The organism is Embleya sp. NPDC059237 (assembly GCF_042754105.1).
Lineage (GTDB): Bacteria > Actinomycetota > Actinomycetes > Streptomycetales > Streptomycetaceae > Embleya.
In genome coordinates this window covers 131,494-158,032 of sequence record NZ_JBHZAE010000015.1, presented here as the reverse complement: position 1 = coordinate 158,032, position 26,539 = coordinate 131,494, and the positions used below count along the sequence as shown (strand labels likewise).

The 26,539-nt window shown below is 72.1% G+C and carries 11 protein-coding genes; 8 read left to right on the top strand and 3 right to left on the bottom strand.

The window, feature by feature from the left end; translation table 11 throughout:
* Positions 1-167: 167 nt before the first annotated feature.
* Positions 168-335 carry a hypothetical protein gene (locus ACFXKZ_RS37170; protein WP_380007183.1) on the bottom strand — a complete coding sequence of 56 codons (168 nt, stop codon included), beginning with the start codon at positions 333-335 and terminating at the stop codon, positions 168-170.
* A 734-nt stretch (positions 336-1,069) separates the two neighbouring features.
* On the opposite strand from ACFXKZ_RS37170, the gene ACFXKZ_RS37165 reads away from it, so the two are divergent.
* The 3 genes from ACFXKZ_RS37165 to ACFXKZ_RS37155 all read left to right on the top strand — a co-directional run bounded on the left by ACFXKZ_RS37165 (position 1,070) and on the right by ACFXKZ_RS37155 (position 7,137).
* Positions 1,070-1,885 carry a chitosanase gene (locus ACFXKZ_RS37165; protein ID WP_380007448.1) on the top strand — a complete coding sequence of 272 codons (816 nt, stop codon included), beginning with the start codon at positions 1,070-1,072 and terminating at the stop codon, positions 1,883-1,885.
* Positions 1,886-2,163: 278 nt separating this feature from the next.
* Positions 2,164-5,097, top strand: coding sequence for a helix-turn-helix transcriptional regulator (locus ACFXKZ_RS37160; RefSeq protein ID WP_380007445.1), 2,934 nt, complete (start codon positions 2,164-2,166; stop codon positions 5,095-5,097).
* 150 nt (positions 5,098-5,247) lie between these two features.
* Positions 5,248-7,137: an ABC transporter ATP-binding protein gene (locus ACFXKZ_RS37155; protein ID WP_380007180.1), complete on the top strand. Its 1,890-nt coding sequence runs from the start codon at positions 5,248-5,250 to the stop codon at positions 7,135-7,137.
* Positions 7,138-7,165: 28 nt separating this feature from the next.
* Here ACFXKZ_RS37155 and ACFXKZ_RS37150 read toward each other — a convergent pair whose 3' ends face one another.
* Both ACFXKZ_RS37150 and ACFXKZ_RS37145 read right to left on the bottom strand, forming a co-directional pair.
* Positions 7,166-10,078 carry a type 2 lanthipeptide synthetase LanM family protein gene (locus ACFXKZ_RS37150; RefSeq protein WP_380007177.1) on the bottom strand — a complete coding sequence of 971 codons (2,913 nt, stop codon included), beginning with the start codon at positions 10,076-10,078 and terminating at the stop codon, positions 7,166-7,168.
* Between the two features lie 90 nt (positions 10,079-10,168).
* On the bottom strand, positions 10,169-10,372 hold the full coding sequence (locus ACFXKZ_RS37145) for a DUF6229 family protein (protein ID WP_380007174.1): 204 nt from the start codon (positions 10,370-10,372) through the stop codon (positions 10,169-10,171).
* A gap of 555 nt (positions 10,373-10,927) precedes the next feature.
* Here ACFXKZ_RS37145 and ACFXKZ_RS37140 point away from each other — a divergent pair.
* Genes ACFXKZ_RS37140 through ACFXKZ_RS37120 form a run of 5 tightly spaced genes read left to right on the top strand, consistent with a single transcriptional unit; the run spans position 10,928 to position 26,493 of the window.
* The gene (locus tag ACFXKZ_RS37140) at positions 10,928-14,170 is read left to right on the top strand and encodes an AMP-binding protein (RefSeq protein WP_380007171.1); all 3,243 of its coding nucleotides are present in this window, start codon (positions 10,928-10,930) and stop codon (positions 14,168-14,170) included.
* Positions 14,170-17,337: an amino acid adenylation domain-containing protein gene (locus ACFXKZ_RS37135; RefSeq protein WP_380007168.1), complete on the top strand. Its 3,168-nt coding sequence runs from the start codon at positions 14,170-14,172 to the stop codon at positions 17,335-17,337. The genes ACFXKZ_RS37140 and ACFXKZ_RS37135 overlap by 1 nt, the downstream gene beginning before the upstream one ends.
* Positions 17,334-20,666: an amino acid adenylation domain-containing protein gene (locus ACFXKZ_RS37130; protein WP_380007165.1), complete on the top strand. Its 3,333-nt coding sequence runs from the start codon at positions 17,334-17,336 to the stop codon at positions 20,664-20,666. Before ACFXKZ_RS37135 ends, ACFXKZ_RS37130 begins: the two co-directional genes overlap by 4 nt.
* Positions 20,663-26,290: an amino acid adenylation domain-containing protein gene (locus tag ACFXKZ_RS37125; protein WP_380007162.1), complete on the top strand. Its 5,628-nt coding sequence runs from the start codon at positions 20,663-20,665 to the stop codon at positions 26,288-26,290. The genes ACFXKZ_RS37130 and ACFXKZ_RS37125 overlap by 4 nt, the downstream gene beginning before the upstream one ends.
* On the top strand, positions 26,287-26,493 hold the full coding sequence (locus ACFXKZ_RS37120) for an MbtH family protein (RefSeq protein ID WP_380007159.1): 207 nt from the start codon (positions 26,287-26,289) through the stop codon (positions 26,491-26,493). Before ACFXKZ_RS37125 ends, ACFXKZ_RS37120 begins: the two co-directional genes overlap by 4 nt.
* Positions 26,494-26,539: the final 46 nt, after the last annotated feature.

Here is a 26,539-nt window from a genome sequence, read left to right as displayed (position 1 = left end):
AGCCGACAGCCGACAGCCGACAGCCGACAGCCGACAGCCGACAGCCGACAGCCGACAACGGGGCGACGCCCTGGCCGATGGGTGGCCGGGGCGTCGCGGGGGTCTGTGCCAACGTGCGGTCGCGCCGGCCGACATGGATCGATTCGAGTGGGGTCACGCGGGTCGGTTCACCCGGCCGCGGAGTCCCCGTGGGCGGCGCGCTCGTGGATCCGCTTGCCTCGGCCCGGCGGCAACGCGGGCTCCAGCTCCGGCAGGACCTCGGCCAGGAGTCGCTCGAAGTCGTCGTTGTCGAGCCACTCGGGCTCGGCCTCGGGCTGTCGCTGATGCTCGTCCATCCCCCGATGCTGTCACGTGACGGTGTGGTTGGCTGCCACAGAAGCCCAATCGATTGGCAAACGGCATCCCAACCCATTCAGGGCAAGACGACCAAGCCCTGTTCGAAATGGGCCGGTTCGGCCTGATTCACCGGCTCGCACAGGGGGTGGGGCGGCCTGGTGACGTCCACTACATTCACGCACGCCGACCCCGATCGGTTCCCCGGATCCGTCGGCGAATCCGACCGATGGCCCCCGCTGCCCCGAAATCCGGGAGCGGGGCGAGGAGTCCGCGCGCGTCCATGGCCGAGAATCCCACCCCGGGAGCGGCTCGGGTCCGGCGGAGGTCCGTCCGGGGCTGTCCGAAATACCCCTGGCGCGTGTCGACTTCCCCGGTGCCGGCCCCGACACCATCGGCTCCCGCAGGCGCGGGGGTCGGATCACGGTGTGGGGATGGTCGGGGTGCGGCGTGATGGCGGTCGTCGTCGCGCGGGCCTGCCGCACACCTGATGGATCATCAAATCCTGGTGACGGGACGGTGAATCGTGGTGGGCGAGTTTGGCCGATTGGGCTCTACCTCTTGGCGACGGAACCCCGCAGTGCTTCAATGTGACTCGTCCTAGTTAGGAAACTTTCCTAACAAAGGGTTTCAGCCGGCAGCACGCCAAGCCCCCCGAACATGGCCGTCATCGGCCGGAACGGAGACGCACGTGCACGCTCAACTCGGACGCAGCCGCAAGCGCCTGACCCTGCTTGTGGCCACCGGCCTGCTGATCGCCGTACCCGGGCCGCTGGCCCACGCGGCGACCACCGGCGCGGCCTCGTCGGGTTCGACCGCCTCGGCCACGGCCGCCGCGCGCGTCGACCTGGACGACCCGCACAAGAAGGACATCGCGATGCAACTGGTGTCCAGCGCGGAGAACTCCTCCCTGGATTGGAAGGCGCAGTACAAGTACATCGAGGACATCGACGACGGCCGCGGTTACACGGCCGGCATCATCGGCTTCTGTTCCGGCACGGGCGACATGCTCGACCTGGTCGAGCTGTACACCGCGCGCAAGCCGGGCAACGTGCTGGCCAAGTTCCTGCCCGCGCTGCGCAAGGTCAACGGCTCGGACTCGCATTCCGGGCTGGGCAGTTCGTTCGAGAAGGCCTGGGCCACCGCCGCAGGCGACGCCGACTTCCGCAAGGCGCAGGACGACGAACGGGACCGGGTGTACTTCAACCCGGCGGTCAACCGCGGCAAGTCGGACGGCCTGGGCGCACTGGGCCAGTTCATGTACTACGACGCCATCGTCATGCACGGCGACGGCGGCGACCGGGACAGCTTCAGCTCGATCCGCGCCAACGCCCTGAAGAAGGCCAAGCCGCCGGCCCAGGGCGGCAACGAGACCACCTACCTCAACGCCTTCCTCGACGCCCGCAAGGTCGCCATGAAGCACGAGGATGCGCACAGCGACACCAGTCGGGTCGACACCGAACAACGCGTCTTCCTCAAGGCCGGCAACCTCGACCTCAACCCGCCCCTGAACTGGAAGGTCTACGGGGACAGCTACTCGATCAAGAGCTGACCCCGACCCACGGCGGTCCCGGATCCCCCCGACCCGGGACCCCGACCCTTCCCATGCACCGCAAGGCCGCCGCTCTCCCGCGGCGGCCTTCCGCATGCCCGGCGGGTCGCCCACACGGTGGCCGCATAGCGCGTCAACTGCACAACCATATGGTTGTCCATGCTGTCCGGCCACGACCGGTGCGCCGATCGAGCCCCGCCGCCTCCTCGGGCGAGTCGCGCCGGGACACGCGACCACCGGCCGTGGGTGGGGCGTGTGAAGATGGCCCGGTGACGGATGTGGGCTGGGATGCGGCTTTGGTGGGGCGGGGCGAGGAGGTCGCTCGACTCGAGGAGGCACTCGGGCGTGGGCGGGCGGGCGATCCCTGTGCCTTGCTCGTGGCCGGGGACGCCGGTGTGGGCAAGACGCGGTTGTTGGCGGAGGCGGCGGCTCGGGCGGCCGGAGCCGGGATGACCGTGTTGACCGGGCACTGCGTGGACCTCGGCGACGTCGGGCTGCCCTATCTGCCGTTCGTCGAGGTGCTGCGGCGGTTGGAGGCGGACGAGCGCCATGCCGCCGTGCTGGCCGCGCATCCGGCCGTGGAGCGACTGTTGCGGGCCGGCGGGGGCAGGGAGCACGCCGGCGAAATGCCGGACTCCGGGGTGCGGCTGCGGCTTCTGGAGGACGTCGCCGGACTGCTCGGGGACCTGGCCGAGCAGGCGCCGGTGTTGTTGGCGATCGAGGATCTGCACTGGGCCGACCAGTCCACCCGCGACCTGCTGCGCTTCCTGCTCAGCCGACTCCTGCCGCAACGCCCGGGGGCGGCCGGCTACCAGCGGCTGACCGTACTCGTCTCCTACCGCTCCGACGACCTGCACCGCCGCCACCCGCTGCGCCCGCTGCTCGCCGAACTGGTGCGCCTGCCGTCCGTCGGGCGGCTCGACCTGCGGCCGATGGACGACGACGACGTGGCCCGCCTCGTCCGCGGTCTGGCCGCCGACCCGCTGCCCGAGGACACCGTCCGGACCATCGTCGAGCGCGCCGAGGGCAACGCCTTCTACGCCCAGGAACTGCGCGCCGCCACCGCCGACATCGACGGGGGCGTGCCCAGCGGCCTGGCCGAGGTGCTGCTCACCCGGATCGAGCAGATGTCGAGCGTGGCCCAGCGGGTGCTTCGGACCGCGGCCGTGGCCGGGCGCCGGGTCGAGCACGGACTGCTGCGGGACGCCGTCGAGCTGCCCGACGACGAGTTGGAGACCGCGCTGCGCGAGGCCGTCGGGCGGCACCTGCTGGTCGCCGACGAGGGCGATACGTACGCGTTCCGGCACGCGCTGACCCGCGAGGCGGCGTACGCGGACCTGCTTCCGGGCGAGCGGGTCCGGATCCACGCCGTGTTCGCCCGGCTGCTCGGCGAGCCGGGCCGGCGGTCGGGCAGTGCGGCCGAGCGCGCCCACCACTACCGCGCCGGTCACGACCTGCCCGGCGCGCTCACCGCCTCCGTCGAGGCCGCCGACTCCGCCGCCCGGATGGGTGCGCCGGCGGAGGAGATGCGCCGCCTCGAAGCGGCCCTGGAGGTGTGGGACGCGGTGCCCAATGCCCGCGAACTGGTGGACAGCGACGACGTGACGCTCATGATGCGCGCCTCGGCCGCCGCCGTGCGGGCCGGCGAGGCGCATCGGGCCGTCGCGTTCGCGCGCAGCGCGCTGGACCGGGTCGGCGAACACGCCGACGTCGACCTCGCCGTCACCGTGCGCTACACCCTCGCCTCCAGCCTGATGAACGTGGACAACCTCCACGCCGCGTTCGAGTACAGCAGCCAGGCGCTCGCGATGATCCCCGCCGACCCGCCCTCGCGCACGTGGTTGTGGGCGGCGGCCACCCACATCCAGGCCGCCTACTACCTCAACGACGACGAGACCGCGCGCCGACTGGGCCACCAACTACTGGCCGCCGCCGAGGAGTTGGGCACCGACGATGCGCTCGCCGACGCGATCATCTCGCTGACCGGGCTGGAATGGGGCAGCCGCCAGGTCCTGGAGGGACGCGAACGGCTGAGCCAGGCACGCGACTTGGCGCACAAGTCGGGGAACACCACGATCGAGTTGCGGGCGCTGTTCAACCTGGCCATGGGCAGCTTCGAGTCCGGCCGACTCGCGGAGAGCCTGGGCTGGCTGGACGAGGGCCTGGAACTGGCCCGCCGCACCACCAGATCCACCTCGCCCTACCCGCTGGACATGCAATACCTGCGCGCCCAGCTCCTGTACACCCTCGGCCGCTGGGACGAGGCGCTCGAAGTGGTGCCCGAGACGGTGCCGTCCGCGTTCCGACACGTCGCGGAGGCGGCGCTGTACGTCCCGCTGGGTCGGGGCGAGCCGGGCGTCGCGGAGCGGGCCCGCGCCCTGTTCGAGGAGCGGCCGTTCAACTGGATGGGCACCCTGGTCGGCAGCCTGGTGCTCACCGACGAGGCGGCCTGGCGCGGCGATTCCACGGCGGCGGCTGAGTGGGCGCGGCGCGCGCTCGACGCGTTGTCCGAGGACCGCAACCCCTACCCCGACGCGGGCATCCGGATCTCCGCCCTGGCCCTGTCCGCGATCGGCGACACCGCGACCGAACTGCGGGCGGCGGGGGACACCGAGGCGGCGGCCCGGGAGGTGGCGCGGGCGGAGCCGTTCATCGAGCGGGCCCGCACCACGATGTCCTGGCCCAATCGGCGCTTCCCGCGCACCGGACCCGAGAGCGTCGCCTGGTTGTCGCGCGCCGAGGCCGAGTGGTCGCGGGTGCGCGGCGAGGTCGACGTCGCGTTGTGGGAGAAGACCGCCGAGGCGTACGGCTACGGCAACGTCTTCGAGCAGGCGCGCAGCGAACTGCGGCTGGCCCAGGCCCTGGTGGCCGCCGACCGGCGGGAGGAGGCGACCGCCCTGGCACAGCGGGTACGGGAGACCGCGGAGCGGCTGGGGGCGGTACCGCTGCGCGACGCGGTGGACGCCATGGTGCGGCGCGGGCGACTGGCCGGTGCGGCGGCGTCGGCCGACGAGGTGACGTTGACGGCGCGCGAGCGTGAGGTGTTGGAGCTGCTGGCGCGTGGGTTGAGCAATCGGCAGATCGGCGAGGAGCTGTACATCAGCGCCAAGACCGCGAGCGTGCACGTGTCCAACATCATGGCCAAACTCGGCGCCTCCCGCCGCACGGAGGCCGTCGCCCTGGCGCGGCGCAGCGGGTTGATCCCCGACTAGGCCCTGTCCGGCGGCGTGTCGCGGTGGTGCCCGGTGTGGGCTTCGCGGGACGGTCCGGGCGCCCCTCCGGCCACCCGTGCGCTCCCTTTGGTACCCGTAGCGTGCCTCGGCCCCGGGCATACCCCACTTGTCGGCCGGGAGGGGTTCGGGATGGCGGGGCATGTGCCACCGGAGTTGGGCGAGTTCGACGAGCTGGGCGAGGGCTACGACACGCCCTTCGACGGGGAGGCGGCGAACGCGGGATTGGGTCGGATGGTCACCCGGTTGCCGGTCGCGTTGGCGCAGGTGTGGCGCCTGGCGTGGGCGGCGAGTGGGCGTGCGGCGGTGGTGTTGGTATGCGCCCAGGCCGCCGCCGGGGTGGCCACCGCACTGGCCCTGTTGGCCACGTCGCGGGCGTTGTCGGCGCTGTTCGCCTCGGGGCCGGCGGCGGACCGGGTCGGCGACGCGGTGCCGGCGGTGATCGCGGTGGTGCTCGCGACCTCGGCCCGCGCCGGCTTGGAGACGGTGGTGCAGGCGACCCAGGCCCGCCTGTCGCCGGGGATCCGTCGGGTCGCCGAGGAGCGCTTGCACACGGCGGCGGTCGGCGCCGAGTTGGCCGCGTTCGACGACGCCGACTGGCACGACGCGCTCGCCCGGGCGCGCGACCGCGGCATCGACCACGCCCAACTGGCCCTCGCGCACGCGGTCGAACTGCTCGGCGCCCTGGTCGGTTTGCTGGTCGGCATCGGCGTGGTGACCGGGCTGCACCCGGTACTGCTGCCGCTGTTGGCGCTGTCGATCGCGCCGCAGGGATGGGCGGCGCTGCGCTCGGCCCGGATCGGGTTCGAGGGCATGGTCCAGCGCATGACGCTGTATCGGCGCCTGTGGTTGTTCGCCGACCTGCTCACCGCCCGGGAGGCGGCGGCGGAGGTGCGGGCCGGGACCGCCGAGGAGGCGCTGTTGACCGAATTCCGGCGCCTGGCCCGGCTGGTCGAGCAGGCCGAGGTGCGGGTGGGCTACGCCCAAGTGCGGGTGGGCGTGGTCGGGCGCACGTTGTCCGGCCTGGCGTTGGGGGCCACCTATGTGGCCCTGGGACTGCTGGTGCGGGCCGAGATCGTGCCGCTCGCGGTGGCCGGTACGGCGGTGTTGGCGGTACGTACCGCGAGCGGTTCGCTGGCCACGCTGATGGTGGCGGTGGACCGCCTCTATGAGAAGTCCCTGTACATCACCGACTATCACGCCTTCCTGGCCGAGGCGGCCGGCCGGGCCCGCCCGCCGGCGGTGTGTGAGGTGCCGGACGGGTTCGCCGAAATCCGGTTACGGGACGTTTACTTCGCGTATCCCGATAGCGCCGGCCCGGCGTTGCGCGGGGTGGATCTGGTGATTCGCCGGGGCGAGACGGTGGCCCTGGTCGGGGAGAACGGGTCGGGCAAGACCACGCTCGCCCTGCTGTTGGCCGCGCTGCACCGGCCGGACAAGGGCACCGTGCACTGGGACGGCACCGATCTGGCCATGGTCGACCCGGTGGGGGTCCGCGAGCAGGTGGCGCTGGTGATGCAACAGCCCACCCGGTGGCCGCTGACGGCGCGCGGCAACATCGTGCTCGGGCGCGCCGATCGGCCGGACGCGGACGGGACCGCGCTGACCCGGGCGGCCCGGGACGCGGATGCGGACGGTCTGATCTCGCGACTCCCGTACGGCTACGACACGTTGTTGTCGAAGAAGTTCCGCGCCGGGGTGGACCTGTCCGGCGGCCAGTGGCAGCGGATCGGGATCGCGCGCGGCTTCTACCGGGACGCCCGCCTGCTGATCGCCGACGAGCCCACCGCGGCCCTGGACGCCCGCGCGGAGCACGCGGTCTACGCCAATATCCGCCGGCTCGCGGCCGGTCGCACGGTGGTACTGATCAGCCACCGGTTGGCGTCGGTTCGCGAGTGCGACCGGATCGTCGTGTTGCGCGCCGGCGAGGTGGTCGAGCACGGCACCCATGAAGAACTGATGCGCGAGAACGGCGAATACGCCGACCTGTATCGCATCCAGGCGTCGGCCTACGTGGACTGACCGGACAGGACAACACCCGTCCCATCGCTCAGAGTTCGTCCAGAAGCAGCAGTGACGGCGGACGCTCCGTGCTCGTCGGGTGCATGCGCAGGAGTTGGTGCAGGGCGCCTGCGCTGCCCGGGAGCAGGGATGCCGTGGTGGTGTGCCGGGTGGACGGGGTGTGCGGGCCGTAGGTTTCGAGCCCGGTCAGCAGGAGCGCGTCGAGGTGGGCCCCGGTGGGGGCCTGCGGCAGGTGGGATCGAAGCTGCTCGGGGGCGCCGCGCAGGAGCGTGTCCAGGAGTTCCCACGAGCCCAGGTCGCCGTGGCACAGCGTGTAGTCCCAGCCGAAGCCGGTGCGCCAGGTCGCGGCGGCCGCGCGCAGGGCCCGGTCCAGCTGCTCGGGGGCGCCGGTGCGCCGGTACAGGTCCCAGCCGGCCAGGCCGATGCCGGTGCTGCCGTGGCACCAGGAGTCGAGGAACAGGACCTCGTCCCGCTGCCGGCCGTCCAGCCAGCTGCGCACCTTCGGGTCGTACAGGGCCTCCTGGAACGCCCAGGCCAGGTCCGCGAGTTCGAACCACTCCGGCTGGTCCGCGGCCAGACCGAGTCGGGTCAGTGCCCAGGCGATGCCCGCGGCGCCGTGCGCGAAGCCGCCGATGCCGTCGGGGAAGAGTACGGTCGGCCAGCGGGCGGTGCGTCGGCCGCGGGCGTCCTCCTCGACCACGGCGTGTCGCCCGAGCAGTTCCGCGGCGGATTCGGCGACGTCTCGCCAACGGCGGTCGCCGGTACGGTCGGCCAGCGCGAGCATGGGCACGATCAGCCCGGCGGCGCCGCCGGCCAGGTCGAGGATGGTGTCCTCGGCCAACAGGCCCGATGCGCGCTCGGCGTGCCGGATCGCCCGGTCCAGGTCGGCCGGCCGACCCGACGCGGTGTGCAGGGCCAGCCAGGTGCGGACCGCCGCGCCGATCCCGTCGAACGCGCCGACCCGGGTGGTGGGTACCGCGTCCTCCATCGCCGCCAGTGCCCGGATCGCCCCCTCGGTCAGCGCCGGCAGCCCGTCCACGGCCGGCACCCGGCCCGCGCCGGACTCGGTCAGATACGCCCGCAGGGCCAGTGCGACGCCGGCCTGTCCGCTGTACAGGTCGGCGGCGAACGGGCGCACGTTGAAGCCACTGTCGGTGTACACCGGCCCGATCCAGGTGGCCGTCCCGTCCGCGCCGACGACGGCCCGGGCGCACAGGTCGCGCGCGGATTCGGCGGCGAGGGCACGCCGGCGTTCCTCCCGTCGGTCGGGTCGTACCGTCACCTCGCGGTGTCGTTCCCCCTCGGGCATCGCGCTGCGGTCGCGGTAGACGCCGAGCAGCGAGGAGCGGATCATCACCTCCTCGAACTCCGGGTCCCCGGCCCGCCAGCGGGCGACGCTCTCGTCGAGCAGGTGTGCGGGATCGCCCCATTCGGTGCCGCGCGGTCCGGTCATCCGCCCCCGCTCGGGCCGGACGCCGAAGAACGGGATGTCGCCGTCGAGGAGATCGGCGACCTCGGCGCCGACCACCTCCGGCGTGTCGGGGGCGCCGTGCAGCGCCTTCGCCTGGCGGATCAGTACATCCCGCGCGCGCTCGACGGCCGGGCCCTCGTCGTGCAGCGATGCGGGATGCCAGAGCATCCGGGCGATCTCGACGTAGACCTGGGTGGGGCGCAACACCACCCGCAGCTCGCAGCCGGTGAACACGTCGAGCATGGGTCGCAGCCGCCCGGCCGCGTCGAGTCCGTCCAGGCGGGCGCGCAGGTCGCGGTAGCCGTGCACGATGTCGTCCTGGTGGGCGAGCGGATCGGCGTCGGGGGCGGGCAGGTTGGCCGATCCGGCCACGTCGGCGGGCTCCATCGTGAGCCGGGCCAGATCGGTGCCGGCGCCGCTGATCACCGGTACCGGGACGCTCGGTTGCTGGTCGGGGAGGGCGCCGACGGCGGACATGTCCACGCCCTGCAGGGCGAGTTGGCCCAGGCGCATCGGCAACAGGCCGGTGCGCAGCACGGTGCGCCGGACCGAGGCGGCGGCGGTGTCGAAGGCGTCGCCGAGTCCGCTTGCGCCGACCCGGGGTTCGGGGCTGAACAGTGTCTCGCAGTCCACCACCCACGGGACCGGGCCGCAGGCGATCACGTTCTCCGAGTGCAGGTCGGTGCCGCCGAGGAGTTGTACGACGCACATCCACTCGCCGAGGCCGCGGTAGAAGCGGGACTGTTCGGCGGCGTCGGCGCAGTAGCGGTGTTCGATGTGTTCGGCCCAGCCGTAGTCGGTGCCGAGCAACACCCGTGGGACCGCGATGCGTTCCTCGCGCGGGATGTGGGCCAGGAGGGTGTCGACGGTGGTGGCCAGGGCGACGTCCACGGCGAGTGCGCGGGGTTTGTACACCACACGGCCGGCCTCGAAGCGGAGCAGGGCCACGGTACGGCCGCCGCGATGCGAGTCGCCCGCGTCCGTGCCGATCTCGACGAGTTCGCCGGGGCGCCTGCCGAGCAGGTCGGTGAGGCGGTCGCGATCGGCGGCGATGCGGCGGGCCAGGGTGAGCAGGGCGGTGCACCGATTGCGGATCACCCGGTCCAGGCGCGGGGCGAACGCCGGGTAGTCGGCGTCGAGTTCACTCCAGAACCCGGGCTCGGCGGCACGTTCGAGGAATTCCTGCCAGCGTTGTTCGCTGGTCGCGCGGGTGAGTCGGCCGGACATCCGGGCGGCGTGCAGTTCGAGCAGGAGCAGTCGGTTGGCCTTGGGGCGCACGGAGTCCAACAGGCCGCGTCGGGCGGCGCGCAGCAGGATCTCCCGCTCGGTGGTGGACAGCGGGTCCGGCACGGCGCGCAATCGGCGCCGGAAGCGGTTCAGGGCGGGGCCGATCAGCGGCTCGAACGCGGTGTCGAACTCACCCGCGTCGTCGTAGCTCACCACGGGACGGGGCCGGACCGGAATCGCCATCTGCGGATCGCCACCCAATCGAGACGGACCCGCCGCCCGACCCCGATCGCACGTGCGATCGGCGCCGAACGGCGGACCGGCGAGCTTCGGTCAACAACAGGCGCGGGTGCGCGACCACGAACAGGCGGTGCCACAGCTGATCGCCGCGACGTCGATCTCGGTGAGTCCCTGTTCCGTGGCGGATCCGCCGATGTAGAGCGAACCGGCGGGGTTCTCCACGCCGTCGGCCGTTTCGGCGCCGGAGCGCCAGGCGTCGACGACGGTGTTCCGCGTGGCATTCGATGCAGTGCGCATGACGATACCTTTCCGCCGATGTCGATGATTACCGGCGGGTACACCGGGTTCAACGATCATCGACCCTGGGTGAGGGAAGTGCGGCAGGCACACGTTAGCGCCCGGGTGTCGTCCGCGACAGACTTCCGCGCAACGAGGCGAATTCTCCACTCCCAGGCCGGAATCGAGTGGTTCGCACGCGGCCCGACGGGCGGCCGGGGGTGATCGATGGGCCCTCGCGACGCTGCGACCGGCCGGTTTTCCATCTCGAACGTGGTCCGGGATTCGGAACGGCTCTTGTCATTGGTCTAGTCCATTGACAGTCTTGGGCACGTCGCCGACGGTCATCGCTCCATGGCTCGTCGGTGGTTCCCGTACGGCAATTCCGCCCAATTCGAGCGTGAGCCGACACTGCTCCGTCGGCGTACCGAACTTTGCACTCCTACCCCGGAGAAGAACCATGCGCAGAGCTCAACCACGTCCGTGCCCGGCGACGTCGAAGCAGGGCGCGCCGTGACCGCCCCCGACGTCCGGCCCGGGTTATCCGGTTCGGGGCGTCCCGAGGATCGATGCACCGTGCCGGGCCTGTTGGCAGCCCGCGCGGACCTCGACCCGCATCGCGTCGCGATCCTGGTTCCGGGTGCTCCCGGCACCGGACTGACCTTCATCGACTGGTGGCGCCGATCCGTCGCCCTGGCCAACGAGTTGCACGATCGGGGGGTACGCGCGGGGGATCGGGTCGCGCTGATCTTCGCCGGTCGCGAATGGGCCGACTACGCGGTCGCCTACTGCGCGGTCCAGCGGGCCGGCGCGGTCGCCGTACCGCTGCCCGAACGCCTGCCGACCGCCGCCGTGCAGGCCCTGCTCGTGCACTGCGCGGCGGCCGGCATCCTGCACGGCGTCGACATCGCGCCACCGAACACCGGTGCGTGGAGCGCGATTTCGACGACCGTCGAAGCCGACGCGCACGCGCGGGCCCGCTCGAATCCGGCCGCACTCCCGGCGCCGGACCCCGTCGATCCGCACGAACACCCGGAGCCCGCCGAGCCTGTCGAACCCGTCGAACCCCCGGCCCTCGCCGAGCCGCATCCCGACGACCTCGCGCAGATCCTCTACACCTCCGGCACCACCGGCACCCCCAAGGGTGTCGGCGCCACCCACGCCAACCTCACCCACGGCTTCGAACCGGCCCCCCGGCGGAGGCAGTTGGCGCACTCGAAGCACTTCCTGCACGCGTTCCCGATCGGCACCAACGCCGGGCAGACGATGTTGCTCAACGCGCTGACCGCCGAGCCGACCGCGCTGTGCGCCCCGGCGTTCGACGCCGAGGAGTTCTGCGCGCTGATCGCCGCCCACCGGGTCGGCACCGTGTTCACCGTGCCCGCGATGGCGACCGACCTGGTCAACTCGCGGGCCTGGACCCGGCACGATCTCGACTCGGTGCAACTCTTCGGCTCGACCGCCGCCGCACTGCCGCCGGCCACCGCACTGGCCCTGACCGAGATCTTCCCCGACGCCGTGATCGTCAACTCCTACACCTCGACCGAGGCGGCCCCGGCTCAGACCACCATGGTCTTCGACCCCGGCCGGCCGACTTCGGTCGGGCGCGGTACCGGCCTGGACGACCTGCGCATCGTCGGCCCGGACGGCGAACCCGTACCGACCGGCGAGGCCGGCGAGATCTGGCTGCACTCGCCCACGACCTCGCGCACCTACTACCGCGACCCGGGCGCGGACGCCGGGGTGTTCACCGACGGCTGGATCCGGATGGGCGACATCGGCCGACTCGACGCCGACGGCTACCTGTACCTGATCGACCGGGAAAGCGACCTGATCAAGTCCGGTGCGAACAAGGTCGCCACGCTCGCGGTGGAAGCCGCGCTCCACGAACACCCGGCCGTCGCCGACGCGGCCGTGTTCGGTGTGCCACACGCCGTGATGGGCACCATGGTCGCCGCCGCGCTGGTCCTGCGGGACGAGGTCGCGGCCGACGACCTGCGGGTGTTCCTGCGCGAACGCCTGGCCCGGCACGAGATCCCGACCCGATTCCTGCGCGTGGACGCCCTGCCCCGGAACCCGGCGGGCAAGGTGGTCAAGGCGGAACTTCGGGCCCGGATGGCCGGGGACGACGCCGAGCGGTCGAGCATGCCCCGGACCGCGACGGAGACCGCCGTAGGCGGCCTGTGGGCGGAGGTGCTGGGCACGCCCGGCGCCGGTCCCGACGACAACTTCTTCGCCCTGGGCGGGGATTCGTTCAAGGCGACCCGGCTGGCCGCCGCCGCGACCCGTCTGTTCGCCCTCGACGTGCCCGTCTCGCTCGCCTTCGACCGACCCGAACTGGCCGCCCAGGCGGCCTGGATCGACACTGCCCGGGCGCGAGCGGAACCGGCCCGGACGGAATCGGAAGGCGCGGACACGCCGACGGAACCGGCGTGCGCGCGGCCCGAGGCGGCGTGCCGCGAGTCGGCCGGCGAGCCGGTCGTGCGCATGCCGCTCAGCTCGCAGCAGGAGAACTTCTTCGTCTGGATGTACGCCACCGACCAGCCGCGCGACGTCGGCCCGGTCAGTGTGGGGATCCGGATCACCGACACCCTCGACCAGGACACCCTGGAAGCCGCCCTGGGCGAGGTGGTGCGCCGGCACGAGGCGCTGCGCACCGTCTTCCACTACGCCGACGGCACCGCCGACGCCGTCGTACTCGCCGAACTGCCGCCCGAGATGCGGCGGATCCGGGCCGAAGGCGCCACGCACGCCGACCGCGAACGGTTCGCCCGCGAGCATGCCGGCGCCGAACGCGAACAACACTGGGACCTCGCACACGGACCCCTCGTACGCGCCCTGCTGATCGAACTCGATCCCGAGGACCACGTGCTGATCCTCGCGGTGCACCACATGGTGTTCGACGGCTGGTCGATGGGTGTACTGCTCCGGGAACTCGCCCTCGTCTACTCGGCGTTGCACACCGATCGGTCCGCTCCGCTGCCGCCGCCCACGCCGACCTGCTCGGAACACCTGGGCTGGGCCCGCGCGCAATGGCCGCGCACCCGCCCGTTCTGGGAGGCGACCCTGGCCGGGGCGCCCGCCGCCCTCGACCCGTTCCCCGGGCGCGCGGCCACCGGTCTGCTGCACAGCGGTTCGGTGCGTTTCGGCCTTGCCGCCGACTTGGTCGAGCGGTTGCGCACGGCCGCGCGCGAGCGGGGCGCGACGCCGTTCATGGTGGCCACCGCGTGCTGGACGAGCGTCCTGGCACGGGCGTCCGGCATCCGGGACATCGTGGTGATGTCGCCGGTACCCGGTCGGACCCGACCCGGCAGCGAGAACCTGATCGGCTGCCTCGTGCAGTCCCTGCTGATCCGGGTCGACCTGGGTGGTGACCCGTCGTACGACGACCTGCTCGACCGGGTCCGCACCACCGCCGTGGCCGCGACCGAGCATCAGTGCTACCCGTTCGCCGAGTTCTACCCGCGCTTTCCGGACGCGGCCTGGGTCCGCTACGAGAGTTGGAGCAACCAGGCGCACTTCCTGGGCCTGGTCTCCGAACCCTTCGATCTGCCGCGGCAGTTGGACGCCGAATGGCCCACGCCGGACGGCCGCCCGGACCTGGGCGTGCCCGAACTGGCCTTGACCGAACAGCCCGACGGCACGATCGCGGGCTGGCTGCTGTACAACGACCGCGCGTTCGCCCCGTCCGTCGTCGAAGACCTGGTCCAGGCCTTCGTCGAGGCCTGCGAGTTCGCGATCGACCACCCCCAGGCGCCGGTGTTCGGGGACACCGCCGCACTGGTTCACGCACCCACCGCCTCCCAGGAGGGCCGCTGATGCGCACCACCCGACCGGTATCCCTGCCGCCGGATTCCCCGTGCCGAGCCCCGGTGTCCCCGGCGCAACACGGCATCCGGTTCACCGAACTCGCGGTACCCACGGGCACCGCGCACCACATGCCGCTGAGCATCCGGTTCACCGGCGACCTCGACCCGGCCGCGCTCGCGCACGCCTGTGACGCGATCGTGGTGCGCCACCCGGTCCTGGGCAGCGCGCTGCGCGAGCTCGACGGGGAACCGTGGCTGGTCCCCGCCGACACCCTTCCGCACCTGGTGATCGAGGACCTGACCGAGACACCCGAAGACCAACGCGGCGACATGGCGGCCCAGTTGCTGCACCGCGAGACACTGCGCGCGTTCGACCCGGAGACCGGGCCGCTGGTGCGCTTCACCCTGGTCGACGCGGGCCCCGGACACCGGACCCTGCTCGTGGTCGCCCACCACCTCGCCTTCGACGGCAACTCCAAGGACATCCTCGTTCGCGATCTGGCCGCGCACTACGCCGCGTTCGGCACCGGCATCAAGCCGGATCTGCCGGACCTGGAGGAGTCGGAGGACGCGGAGCGGATCGCCCGCGAGGCGGTCGAGGCCGAGCGCCGCGTCGGCCTGGCCGCGATCCGCTTCGCCGACGAGGAACGTGAACCACCCGCCGTCATCCTGCCCGGACGCCGCCGGACGGCGATCGACGGCGGCACCGGCGGGTCCGTCCCGATCCCCGTCGACGACGAACTGCGCGTGGCCGTCGCCGCCACCGCCGAACTCCTCGGCGTCAGTACCTTCGCGCTGCTCCTGGGCGCGCTGCACACCCAGCTGTGGCGCTACGGCAACGAACGGGCCACGGTCGCCATCGACCTGGGCACCCGCACCCCGCACAGCCGCGACCGGGTGGGTCCATACGTCAACGAACTCCCCGTCCACACCACGCCGTCCGCGGACCTCACCTTCCGCGCCTTCGTCCAGGCGCTGCGGGCCGACCTGCGCAACCTCTTCCCGGTCCGCGACGTGCCGCTCGGCCGGGTCGTCACCGGCCTGACCCCGCGACTGGCGCTGGCGCCGGTGTCGATGAGCTATCGCCGCCGTACCTCGGTGCCGGACTTCGCGAGCCTGCCCGTGTCGATCGACTGGACCGTGTTCAACCACGCCGCGCGCGGCGACCTGCACATGCAGTGCCTGGACGACCCGAATCGCCTCGCGCTGCACCTGCACTACGCCACCGACACCCTCGACGAGGGCGCCGCGACGGTGATCGCGGGCCACTATCGGACCCTGCTGCGGGCGATCGTCGACGACCCGGAAACCCCGCTGTCCCGCCTCGCCCTGCAGAGCGCCGACGAACACGAACGTATGGTGCGGGACTGGAACGACACCGGGCGGGAGATGGAACAGGACACCTTGCCCGCGCGGTTCGCGGCTCAGGCCGCCCGTACCCCCGAGTCGATCGCGGTGGAGTGCGGCACGACCCGGCTCACCTATGCCCGACTCGACGCGGCCGTCGACGCGGTGGCGCGGCGGTTGCGAGGCGCCGGGATCGGCCGGGGCGACCTGGTCGCGGTCTGCGTGCGCCGTACGGCCGCGCTGCCCACCGCGCTGCTCGGGGTGCTGCGGGCGGGTGCCGCGTATCTGCCGCTGGACCCGGAATACCCGTCGGCCCGGCTGGCGATGGTGCTCGAAGACTGCGCCGCAGATGCCCTGTTGACCGAACGCGACCTGCTCGGCCGGTTCCCCGGACGCGGAGATCAAGCGCTGCTGATCGACGGGACCGTCACCGGGACGGCGGTGATCGACCCGGTCGATCCCGACCCGGTGGCCGCACCCCCGCCGATGCCCGGCGAACTCGCCTATGTGCTGGCTACGTCCGGCTCCACAGGCCGCCCGAAGGGCGTGGAGATCGAACACCGCGCGCTGAGCAACCTGCTCGCCTCGATGCGGGACGTCCTGGCCTGCGCCGCCGACTCGGTGTGGCTCGGCCTGACCTCGGCGTCCTTCGACATCTCGGCGGTCGAGCTGTACGTGCCGCTGATCACCGGGGGGCGACTCGTGCTCGCCGAGGACGGCGAGACCCGGGACGGCCGGGCGCTGCTCCGGTTGATCCGGGGCCGACGGGTGACCCATGTCCAGGCCACCCCGTCCGGCTGGCGCATGCTGCTCGACGCGGGCTTCGAGGAGCCGGCGGTGTTCGCCGTCACCGGCGGCGAACCGCTGCCGGTGCCGCTCGCACGGGAGTTGCGCCGCCGGGCCCGCCGCCTGGTGAACGCGTACGGGCCGACCGAGACCACGGTGTGGTCCAGCACCGCCGAGATCGGCCCGGACGACGACGAGGTGACCATCGGCCGCCCGATCGCCAACACCAGGATGTACGTGCTGGACCGACACCTGACCCCCACCCCGGTCGGCGTCGCGGGCGACCTGTACATCGGCGGCGACGGACTGGCCCGAAGCTACCGCCGGTTGCCGGGCGTCACCGCCGACCGCTTCGGGCCCGACCCGTACGGCCCGCCCGGCGCCCGCCTCTACCGCACCGGCGACCTGGCCCGCTATCGCGACGACGGCCGGATCGAGTTCCTGGGCCGGGACGACCACCAGGTCAAGATCCTCGGCCATCGGGTCGAACTCGGCGAGATCGAGAGCGCATTGCTCGACCACGAGGGCATCGCGGCGGCGGCCGTGACAGTGCGTGAGGACGGTGCCGACGGGCCGCTCCTGGTCGCCTACCTGGTCCCGCGCGGCGCCGCCACGCCGAGCGCGGCCGAACTGCGGGTGCATCTGGCCGCGACGCTGCCCCGGGCCCTGGTACCCGGCGTCTATGTGCCGCTGGAGCGCCTGCCGCTGACCCCCAACGGCAAGCTGGACCGGACCGCGCTGCCCGCCCCGCCGCGCCTGCGGGCGGTCGAACCCGACCCGGTCGACGAGGCGGACGCCCCCGCCGACACCGGGCCCGCCGCCGAGATCACCGCGATCTGGCGCGAAGTGCTCGGCCTGGACGACATCCGCCCCGACGAGGACCTGTTCGACCTGGGCGGCCACTCACTGACCGTCACCCGGATCGGTGCGCGGATCCGCAAACGCCTCGGCGTCGACGTACCGCTGCACGTGTTCTTCGAAACCCCGACCATCTCCGGACTCACCAGCGCGGTATCCGCGATGCGAAGCGAGCGGCGGCCATGAACAACCCGACCCGAAGCCACGACCCGCACCCGTTGTCGGCGCCGGACCGGCCCGCCGACCCGGCGTCGGTGTCCCTCCGATCGCGGCGTATTCCGCTGTCCGCCGGCCAGGAACGGTTGTGGCTGCTCGACCGGATCAACCCCGGGGACGCGGCGTTCAACATGTTCCAGGTCCACCGCCTGCGCGGCCCGCTCGACGTCGCCGCCCTCGACCGCGCCCTGTCCGAACTGGTCGACCGGCACGACAGCCTGCGCGCGACCTTCCCCGACGAGGACGGCGTACCGATCCAGGTGATCGGCGCGCCCGGGACGTTCGTCCTGGAGCGGGTGCGGGTCGACGGCGCCCCGGCCGAGCGCGAACAACGCGCCCGCGACCTGGTCGCCGCACGCACGAACCGTGCGTTCGACCTGGCCCGGGGCCCGCTGTTCACGGCGAGCCTGCTGCACCTGGATGCCGCCGGCCGGGACCACGTGTTGTGCCTGGCCCTGCACCACATCGTCGCCGACGGCTGGTCGATGAACGTGGTCGACGAGGAACTGGCGGTTCTCTACGCGGCGTTCACCGAGGGCCGCCCCTCGCCGCTGACCCCGCTGCCGCTGAGCTACGGCGACTACGTACGGCGCCAACACGAACTCCTCGACGAGCCTGGCTTCGAGGAACGACTGACCTACTGGACCCGGCAACTCGCCGGCGCGCCGACCCTGGACCTGCCGGTCGATCGGCCCCGGGGCAGCGGCACCGACACCGACACCGAGTCCGGACATGGCGGTACGGTCACCCACCACCTTCCGGCCTCCCTGCGCATCGGAATCGAACAACTCGCCCGGCGCGAACGGGTCACCCTCTACATGACCCTGCTCGCCGGATACCAGACCCTGCTCGCCCGCTACTGCGACCAGGAGGACGTCTGCGTCGGCTCGCCGCTGGCGGGTCGGGACGAGGAGGACTACGAGCCACTGGTCGGCTACTTCCTGAACACCCTGGTCCTGCGCGGCAGTACCGTCGGTGACCCGTCGTTCCGCGACTTCCTGGGCCGTACCCGCACGGTGGCCCTCCAGGCGTACGAGCATCAGGACGTACCGTTCGAGCGGCTGCTCGGCGCGCTGGACGTGGACCGCGATCCGGACAGCCCACCGGTGTTCCAGACCATGCTGACCCTGCGCCCACCGGCCGGAGCCGGATTGCGTCTGGCCGGGGTTGCTGCCGAGGGGTTCGAATCGGGCTTCCGGCAGGCCAAGTTCGATCTGGCGCTGGAGGTCTGGCCGGAAGGCGACGAGCTGGTCACCGAGTTCGTCTACAACACCGACCGCTTCGCTCCCGAGAGCATCGCCCGACTGGCCCGCTGCTTCGAGACCCTGCTCGCGGGCGCGGTCGCGCATCCGGACACCCCGCTGTCCCGGCTGCCGCTGTTGTCGGCGGCGGAGCGGGTCCGGGTGCTGGCGGGCGCGGTGGGACCGACCGGCGGCGAATGCCCGGACCCGGTCGTGGCCTTCGAGGTGCAGGCGCTGCGCACCCCGCATGCGGTCGCCGTCGAGTCGGGCGACAGCCGGGTCGACTACGCCGACCTCGACGCCCGCGCGAACCGGCTGGCCCGGGTGTTGCGCCGGGCCGGCATCGGACCGGACTCGGTGGTCGCGGTCTGCGCCGAACGCTCGATCGAGACGGTCGTCGCGCTGCTGGCCGTGCTCAAGGCGGGTGGCGCGTATCTGCCGATCGACCCGACATTGCCGACCGAGCGGATCGGGTGGATGCTGGCCGACGGCGGGGCGGAACGGGTGTTGTGCCGGGCGCGGTTCGCCGACCGGTTCGCGGGCGGCGAGTTGCCGGTGTCGCTGCTGGACGAGGGCGACGCGGATCCGCGTGACGACACCGATGAGGAGCCGCCCGCCCGGATCGCCGGTCCGGACCACCTCGCCTACATCATCTACACCTCCGGCTCCACCGGCCGACCCAAGGGCACCCCGATCACCCGGGAGGCGCTGGCGGGTCGGGTGGCATGGATGCGCGAGCGGTATCGGAGCGGGCCGGGCGACCGGGTGCTGCAGTTCGCCTCGTTCGGCTTCGATACGCACGTCGAGGAGCTGTATCCGAGTCTGCTCGGCGGCGCCACGCTCGTGCTCGCCCCCGCCGACGGGTTGTTGCCGGACTTCTTCGGCACCGCGGCCGGGCGCACGCTGAGCGTGCTCGACCTGCCGACGTCCTACTGGCACGAACTTGTCGCGCAGACACCGGGGTTGGCCTGGCCGGAGGCGCTGCGGCTGCTGATCCTGGGCGGGGATCAGGCCGACGCCGCCTCGATGCGGCGCTGGCACGAGGTGTTCGGCGAGCGGGTCGAGGTGGTCAATACGTACGGTCCGACCGAGGCCACGGTGATCGCCACCGCGGCGGACCTGGTCGGGGGTGCGGCCGGGGCCTGGGACGGTTCCCGGCCGCCGATCGGTCGCCCGCTCGCGGACACCCGCGTGCATGTGCTGGATCGACACCTGGAGCCGGTGCCGATCGGGGTCGCCGGCGAACTGTGCATCGGCGGCGCCGGGTTGGCGCGCGGCTATCTCGGCCGCCCCGCCCTGACCGCCCGCCACTTCGTGCCCGACCCGTACGGGCCGCCCGGCGCCCGGCTCTACCGCACCGGCGACCGGGCCCGGCTGCGACCGGACGGAGCCCTGGAGTTCCTGGGCCGCGACGACCACCAGGTCAAGTTGCGCGGCTACCGGATCGAACTCGGCGAGATCGAGGCGGCCCTGGTGGCGCGGCCGGACGTCGGCCAGGCGGTGGTGGTGGTCCGGGACGAACGGGGTGATCGACGGCTGGTCGCCTACGTGGTGCCGGAGGCGGGCGGGTCGATGCCCGTGCCGGACGCGGCGGAGCTGCGGGCCGCGCTGGGCCGCACGCTGCCGGCCCATCTGGTGCCCGCGGCGTTCGTGACGCTGGATCGGTTGCCGCTCACCCCGAACGGCAAGCTGGACCGGGCCGCGCTGCCCGCGCCGGAGCAGCACGGGGCGCCCGAAGCGTCGTTCGTAGCGCCGCGTGGCAGCGCCGAGGAACTGGTCGCGGAGACCTTCGGTGAGGTGCTCGGGGTGTCCCGGGTCGGCGCGCTGGACGACTTCTTCGCGCTCGGCGGCCATTCGCTGCTGGCCACCCGGGCGGTGGCCCGACTCGGCGCCGCGATCGAACTCGCGGTGCCGATCCGAACCCTGTTCGCCGATCCCACCGTGGCCGGTCTGGCCGCGGCGATCGAGGAACTGCTGATGGTCGAACTGGACGACCTGTCCGAGGCGGACGCCGAACGACTGGTGCTGGATGCAACCGAGACGGGGGACGCGCGATGACGCTCACTTCACCCCCGACCCGAGCGGGCGGCCTGTCCGCCGCGAAGCGGGCCCTGCTGGAACAGCGGTTGCGCCGGTCGACGGCCGCCGCCCCGCCGTCGATTCCCCGGCTGCCGGACGAGGCCGCGATTCCGCTGTCCTCGGCGCAGATCCCGCTGTGGTTCATGGAGAACCTGACACCGGGCACCGCCGCCTACACCATCCCGTTCGCGCTGCGGCTGCGCGGGCCGCTGGACGAGGCGGCGATGGAGCGGGCGTTGACCGGACTGCTCGCCCGGCACGACAGCCTGCGCACCACGTTCGGGACCAGCGCCGACGGTCACCCGACCGCGACCGTGCACCCGCCGGTGCCGGTCCCCGTGACTCGGCGCAGCGCGCCCCTCGACCTGGATCTCGGGGCGCGCGAGCGATGGGCCGCGGCGCTCGTGGGCGAGGAGTTCGCCCGGCCGTTCGACCTGGAGGTGCCCCCGCTGTTCCGGGCCGCGCTGGTGCGGCTGGACCGGGACGACACGATCCTGGTCGTGGTGCTGCACCATCTGGTCGGCGACGGCTGGTCGGTGCACCTGATGGTGAACGAACTCATGGCGGACTACAACGCTTTCGTCGCCGGGCTCGAATCGCCGCTGTCCGCACCGGCGGTACGGTACGGCGACTACGCGGCCTGGCAGCAGCGGCGGCTCGGCGGTGCCGAGGGCGAACGTGCCGCCGCCTATTGGCGCGAACGCTTGGCGGGCGTGGGTACGTTGGCGCTGCCCACCGACCGGCCGCGCCCGCCGCAGCAGACGTTCTCCGGGGACGGGCACTCGTTCGTGCTCGACCCGGAACTGTGCGAAGCGGTCACCGCGCTGGGGCGGGCCCACGGTGCCACGCAGTACATGACGCTGCTGGCGGCGTGGCAGGCGGTGTTGTCCCGGCACGGCGGGCAGAGCGACTTCGCGGTCGGCTCCCCGATCGCGGGGCGTCCGCATCCGGATCTGGAGCCGATGATCGGCATGTTCGTCAACATGCTGGCCATGCGGGCGCCGCTGGCGGGTGATCCGACCTTCGCCGAACTCCTGGGCCGGGTGAGGGAGAGCAGCCTGGATGCCTACGCCCACCAGGATCTGCCGTTCGATCAGGTGGTGCGCGGGCAGAACGTGGTGCGCGACGTCTCCCGGACGCCGCTGTTCCAGGTCACCTTCGCGCTCCAGAACTATGGGCGCGGAGAACACGGCTTCACGGGTCTCGCGCACGACTGGTTCACCGCCGACTCCCGGGTGACCCGCTTCGATCTGAGCCTGTTCGTGTTCGAGGTCGGCACCGGGATGCACGGTTTGATGACCTACAACACCGACCTGTTCGACGCGGCCACGGTCGAGCGGCTGGCCGGGCATCTGGCCACGCTGTTGCGGTCGGTGGTCGCCGATCCGCACGTGCCGCTGTCCCGGATCGACCTGCTCGGCGCGGTCGAGCGGACCCGGTTGCTCACCGAGTGGAACGACACGGATCGTCCGCTGTCCGAACACCCCACGCTGGCCCGGGCGATCGAGGCGCAGGTGGCCCGCGATCCGCGTGCGCCGGCGGTGACCCACCAGGGCGACACGCTCGACTACGGCGAACTCGACGCGCGCGCGAATCGGCTGGCTCGGCGGTTGCGGGCGGCCGGGGCGGGCCCGGAGACGCCGGTCGCACTGTGCCTGGAGCAGTCCCTGGACCTGGCGGTGGCGGTGCTCGCCGTGCTCAAGGCCGGTGCGGCGTATCTGCCGCTGGATCCGGAACAGCCGGTGGAGCGGCTGACGTTCATGCTCACCGACTCGGCGGTGCAGGTGGTGGTGACCGACACCGTGCTGCGGGAACGTACGGTGGGCCACACTGGAGCGGTGGTCCTGGTCGACCGCGAACGGGCCGTGATCGAGGCGGAGAGCGCGGATCCGGTGCCGGGCACGGCGCAGCCGGGGAATCTGGCCTACGTGATCTACACCTCCGGTTCGACCGGGCGTCCCAAGGGAGTCGCGGTCCAGCACCGGGAGGCGCTGGCCTATCTGGAGGGGGTGCGCGAGCGGTTCGAGGTGGTGCCCGGGTCGGTGTACGGACTGGCGCAGTCGTTGTCCTTCGACTTCGCGATCACCGCGCTGTACCTGGCCTGGACCACCGGCGGCGAACTGCACCTGATACCCAAGCGGTTGTCCGGCGCCGAGTTCGCCGACCATCTGGCCCGGCATCCGGTCGACTACCTCAAGATGACGCCCTCGCACCTGGCCGGGCTCGCCGCCGAGGTCGGCACCGAACCGCTCTTGCCCCGGCGGCTGTTGATCCTGGGCGGCGAGGGCTCGTCGTGGGAGTGGACCCGGGACCTGGCCGCACTGGGCGGTTGTGCGGTGGTCAACCACTACGGGCCCACGGAAACCACGGTGGGGGTGACCACCTACCGGGTCCGGCCCGACGACGCGGTGACCTCGACCGTGACGCCGATCGGCCGGCCGCTGCCGAACGCGCGGGTGTACCTGTTGGACGCCCACCTGGAACCGGTGCCGATCGGCGTCACCGGGGAGATCCACATCGGCGGCGAGCGGCTGGCCCGGGGTTATCTGGGCCAACCCGGCGCCACCGCGGACCGGTTCGTTCCCGACCCGTTCGGCCCGCCGGGCGGGCGGCTGTACCGCACCGGCGATCTCGGCCGGTATCTGCCCGGCGGCGACATCGAGTTCCTGGGGCGCAGCGACCAGCAGATCAAGATTCGTGGCTATCGGGTCGAACCCGCCGAGATCGAGGAGGCGTTGCGGGCACAGGAGGGCGTCGCGCAGGCCGTGGTGGACGCGCGCGGCCCGGCCGGTGCGCAGCGGTTGATCGCGTATCTGGTGCCGCCGGAGGAGGACGGGGACGCATCGGCCCTTCCGGGTGAGCGTCCGGCCGGTGCGCAGTTGCGGCGCGCGTTGTTGTTGCGACTGCCCGAGTACATGGTGCCGTCGCGTTTCGTGTGGCTGGATCGCCTGCCGCTGAAGGCGCACGGCAAGGTGGATCGGGCGCTGCTGCCCGAACCCGACACGGCCGCGGGCGCGGGTGCGGGTGAGCGTGTACCGCCCGCGAGCGAACTCGAGGAAACACTCGTCGAGATCTGGACCCGGGTCCTCGAACTCACCTCGGTGGGCGTGATGGACGACTTCTTCGAACTCGGCGGCCACTCGCTGCTCGCCATGCAGGTGTTGGCCCGGCTGCGCAAGGTGTTGCCGCCCGGTGGTCGGCAGGTGTCGCTGCTCGAACTGTTCAAGCACCGGACCATCCGAGAACTGGCGCAACTGCTCGAACGTCCGGTCGGTGCGGACGAACCACGCTCGCTGCTGCACGAGTTGACCCGGCCGATTCCGGTCGGGCAGCGGGTGTTGTCGCTGGTGTGCGTGCCGTACGGCGGCGGCAGCGCGGTGGTCTACCAGCCGTTGGCGGACGCGCTGCCGGCGGGGCACGCGCTGTACTCGGTGGCGATTCCCGGCCACGACTTGTCCATGCCGGAGGCGCCCAGGCCGATCGAGGAGGTCGCCCGGGAGTGTGCGGACGAGATCCTGGCCGGGGTCGAGGGGCCGTTGGCGCTGTACGGGCACTGCGGGGTGGGCAGCGCGCTCACCGCGCAGATCGCGTATCTCCTGGAGCAGGCCGGGCGCCGCCTGGAGGCGGTGTACCTGGGCGCGATCTTCCCGTTCGCCCGGCCCGAGGGCGGTGTGCTCGGCGCGTTGACCCGATTCGCCGGCCTGGAGCGGCTGCGCGGGGACCGGGTGCATCTGAACTGGCTGACCTCGATGGGCGCCGACCTCGGCGACCTGGATGAGGAGCAGGTGAGCTTCATCATCCGCAACATGCGCAAGGACGGGCTGACTTCGGAGGCCTACTTCACCAAGCGCATGGCCCAGGACCTGCCGCCGCTGGCCGCGCCGGTGATCTCGGTGATCGGCGAGCGTGACCCGAGTACCGAGTTCTACCAGGAGCGTTACCGCGAATGGCACTTCATGGCCTCGGCCACGGCGCTGGTGGTGATCGACGAGGCGGGCCACTACTTCCTGCGTTACCGGGCCGAGGAGTTGGCCGAGATCGTCACCGCGACGCATGAGGCGGTGGCGCGGGAGCGCACCGAGCCGCTGACCCGGGCGGTGCGCGGTGAGGACGCGAGCTGGTGGCTGCACGGGGTCTCCGGGGTCGAATCCGGTTCGGCGGCCGAGTCGGTGCCGGGTTCGGGGTCGGGCGCGGTCGCGGATGTGAAGACCGCGGGTCGGTCGGCGGTGCGGCCGAGCATGGGCCGCTTCATGGCGGTGGCGCTCGGGCAACTCGCCTCGATCACCGGGTCGGCGCTGACCGAGTTCGCCATCCCGATCTGGATCTACCTGCGTACCGATTCACTCACCCAGTTCGCGCTGTTCTCGGTGTTGGCCCTGGTGCCGGGCATCGTGGTGGCGCCGCTCGCGGGCGCGGTGGTGGACCGCAACAGCCGCCGGTCGGTGATGTTGGCCGCGGACTGCGTGGCGGGTCTGGTGCAGGTGACGATGGCGTTGCTGCTGTGGGCGGGCCATTTGGGAGTGGGCGCGGTGTACGGCCTGCTCGTGGTGTTGTCGCTGACCGCGACGTTCCAACGACTGGCCTACAACTCGGCGGTGCCGCAGCTGGTGCCCAAGCGCTATCTGGGGCACGCCAACGGGATCGTGCAAATGAGCACCGGGCTGGCCCAGTTGGTGGTGCCGCTGATCGCGGTGGCGCTGCTCGCGGGTATCGGGCTCGGTGGGATCCTGCTGATCGACATCACCACCTTCGTGATCGCGGTGACGGTGGTGGCGTTCGTGCCGTTCCCCGACACGATGGCGCAGACCCGGCGCGAGAGCATGGTCAAGGAGATCGCCAACGGGGTGCGCTACTCGATGGGGCACGCGGGATTTCGCACGATGTTGCTCTACTTCGCGCTGCTGAACGTCTTCCTGGCGCCGATGTTGGTGCTGATGACGCCACTGGTGTTGTCGTTCGGCTCGGTACACACGGCCGGCGCGGTCGGCATGGCGGCCGGGGCGGGTGCGTTGCTCGGCGGGCTGGCCATGGGCGTGTGGGGCGGGCCGCGGCATCGGCGGATGCACGGGATCCTGGTCGCCACGGTGCTGATCGCGGTGTTCGCGTTCCTGGCCGGGCTGCGGCCCTCGCCGGTACTGGTCGGGATCTCCTTCTTCGGGGTGTTCTTCGGCCTGTCGCTGCTCAACGGCATCTATGCGACGATCATCCAGGTCAAGGTGCCGCAGCGGTTCCACGGCCGGGTGATCGCGCTGAACACGATGGTGGCGTGGTCGACCCTCCCACTGGGCTTCGGGGTGATCGCGCCGCTGTCCGTGCATCTGCTCGAACCGCTGTTCCGTCCGGACGGCGCGCTCGCCTCCAGCGTCGGCCGGGTGATCGGCGTGGGGGAGGGGCGCGGCACCGGATTCCTGTACCTGATCTGCGCGTCCGCGATGATCCTGCTGGCCCTCGCCTCGTTCCGACACCGGGTCATCTCGCGCTTCGACGACGAGGTCCCCGACGCCATGCCGGACGATCTGATCGGGATCGAGGAACGCCGCAAGCGCACCAAGACCCCATCCACCGGGCCCAACCCGGCCCACCTCGAACCGGAGAAGGTATGACCACCGACGACCGACCCACACCCGTGTGCCGTGTAGTGATCAACGACGAGGACCAGTACTCGGTCTGGGCCACCGACCGCGACATCCCGGCCGGCTGGCGCCCCGAAGGCTTCACCGGCCCCCGCGAGGACTGCCTGTCCCACATCGACAAGGTCTGGACCGACATGCGCCCCCGCAGCGTACGCGAGGCCACGGACGCCTGACCCGACACCGGCGGTGGGCTCGCCTGGGGCCCACCACCGGTAGGCG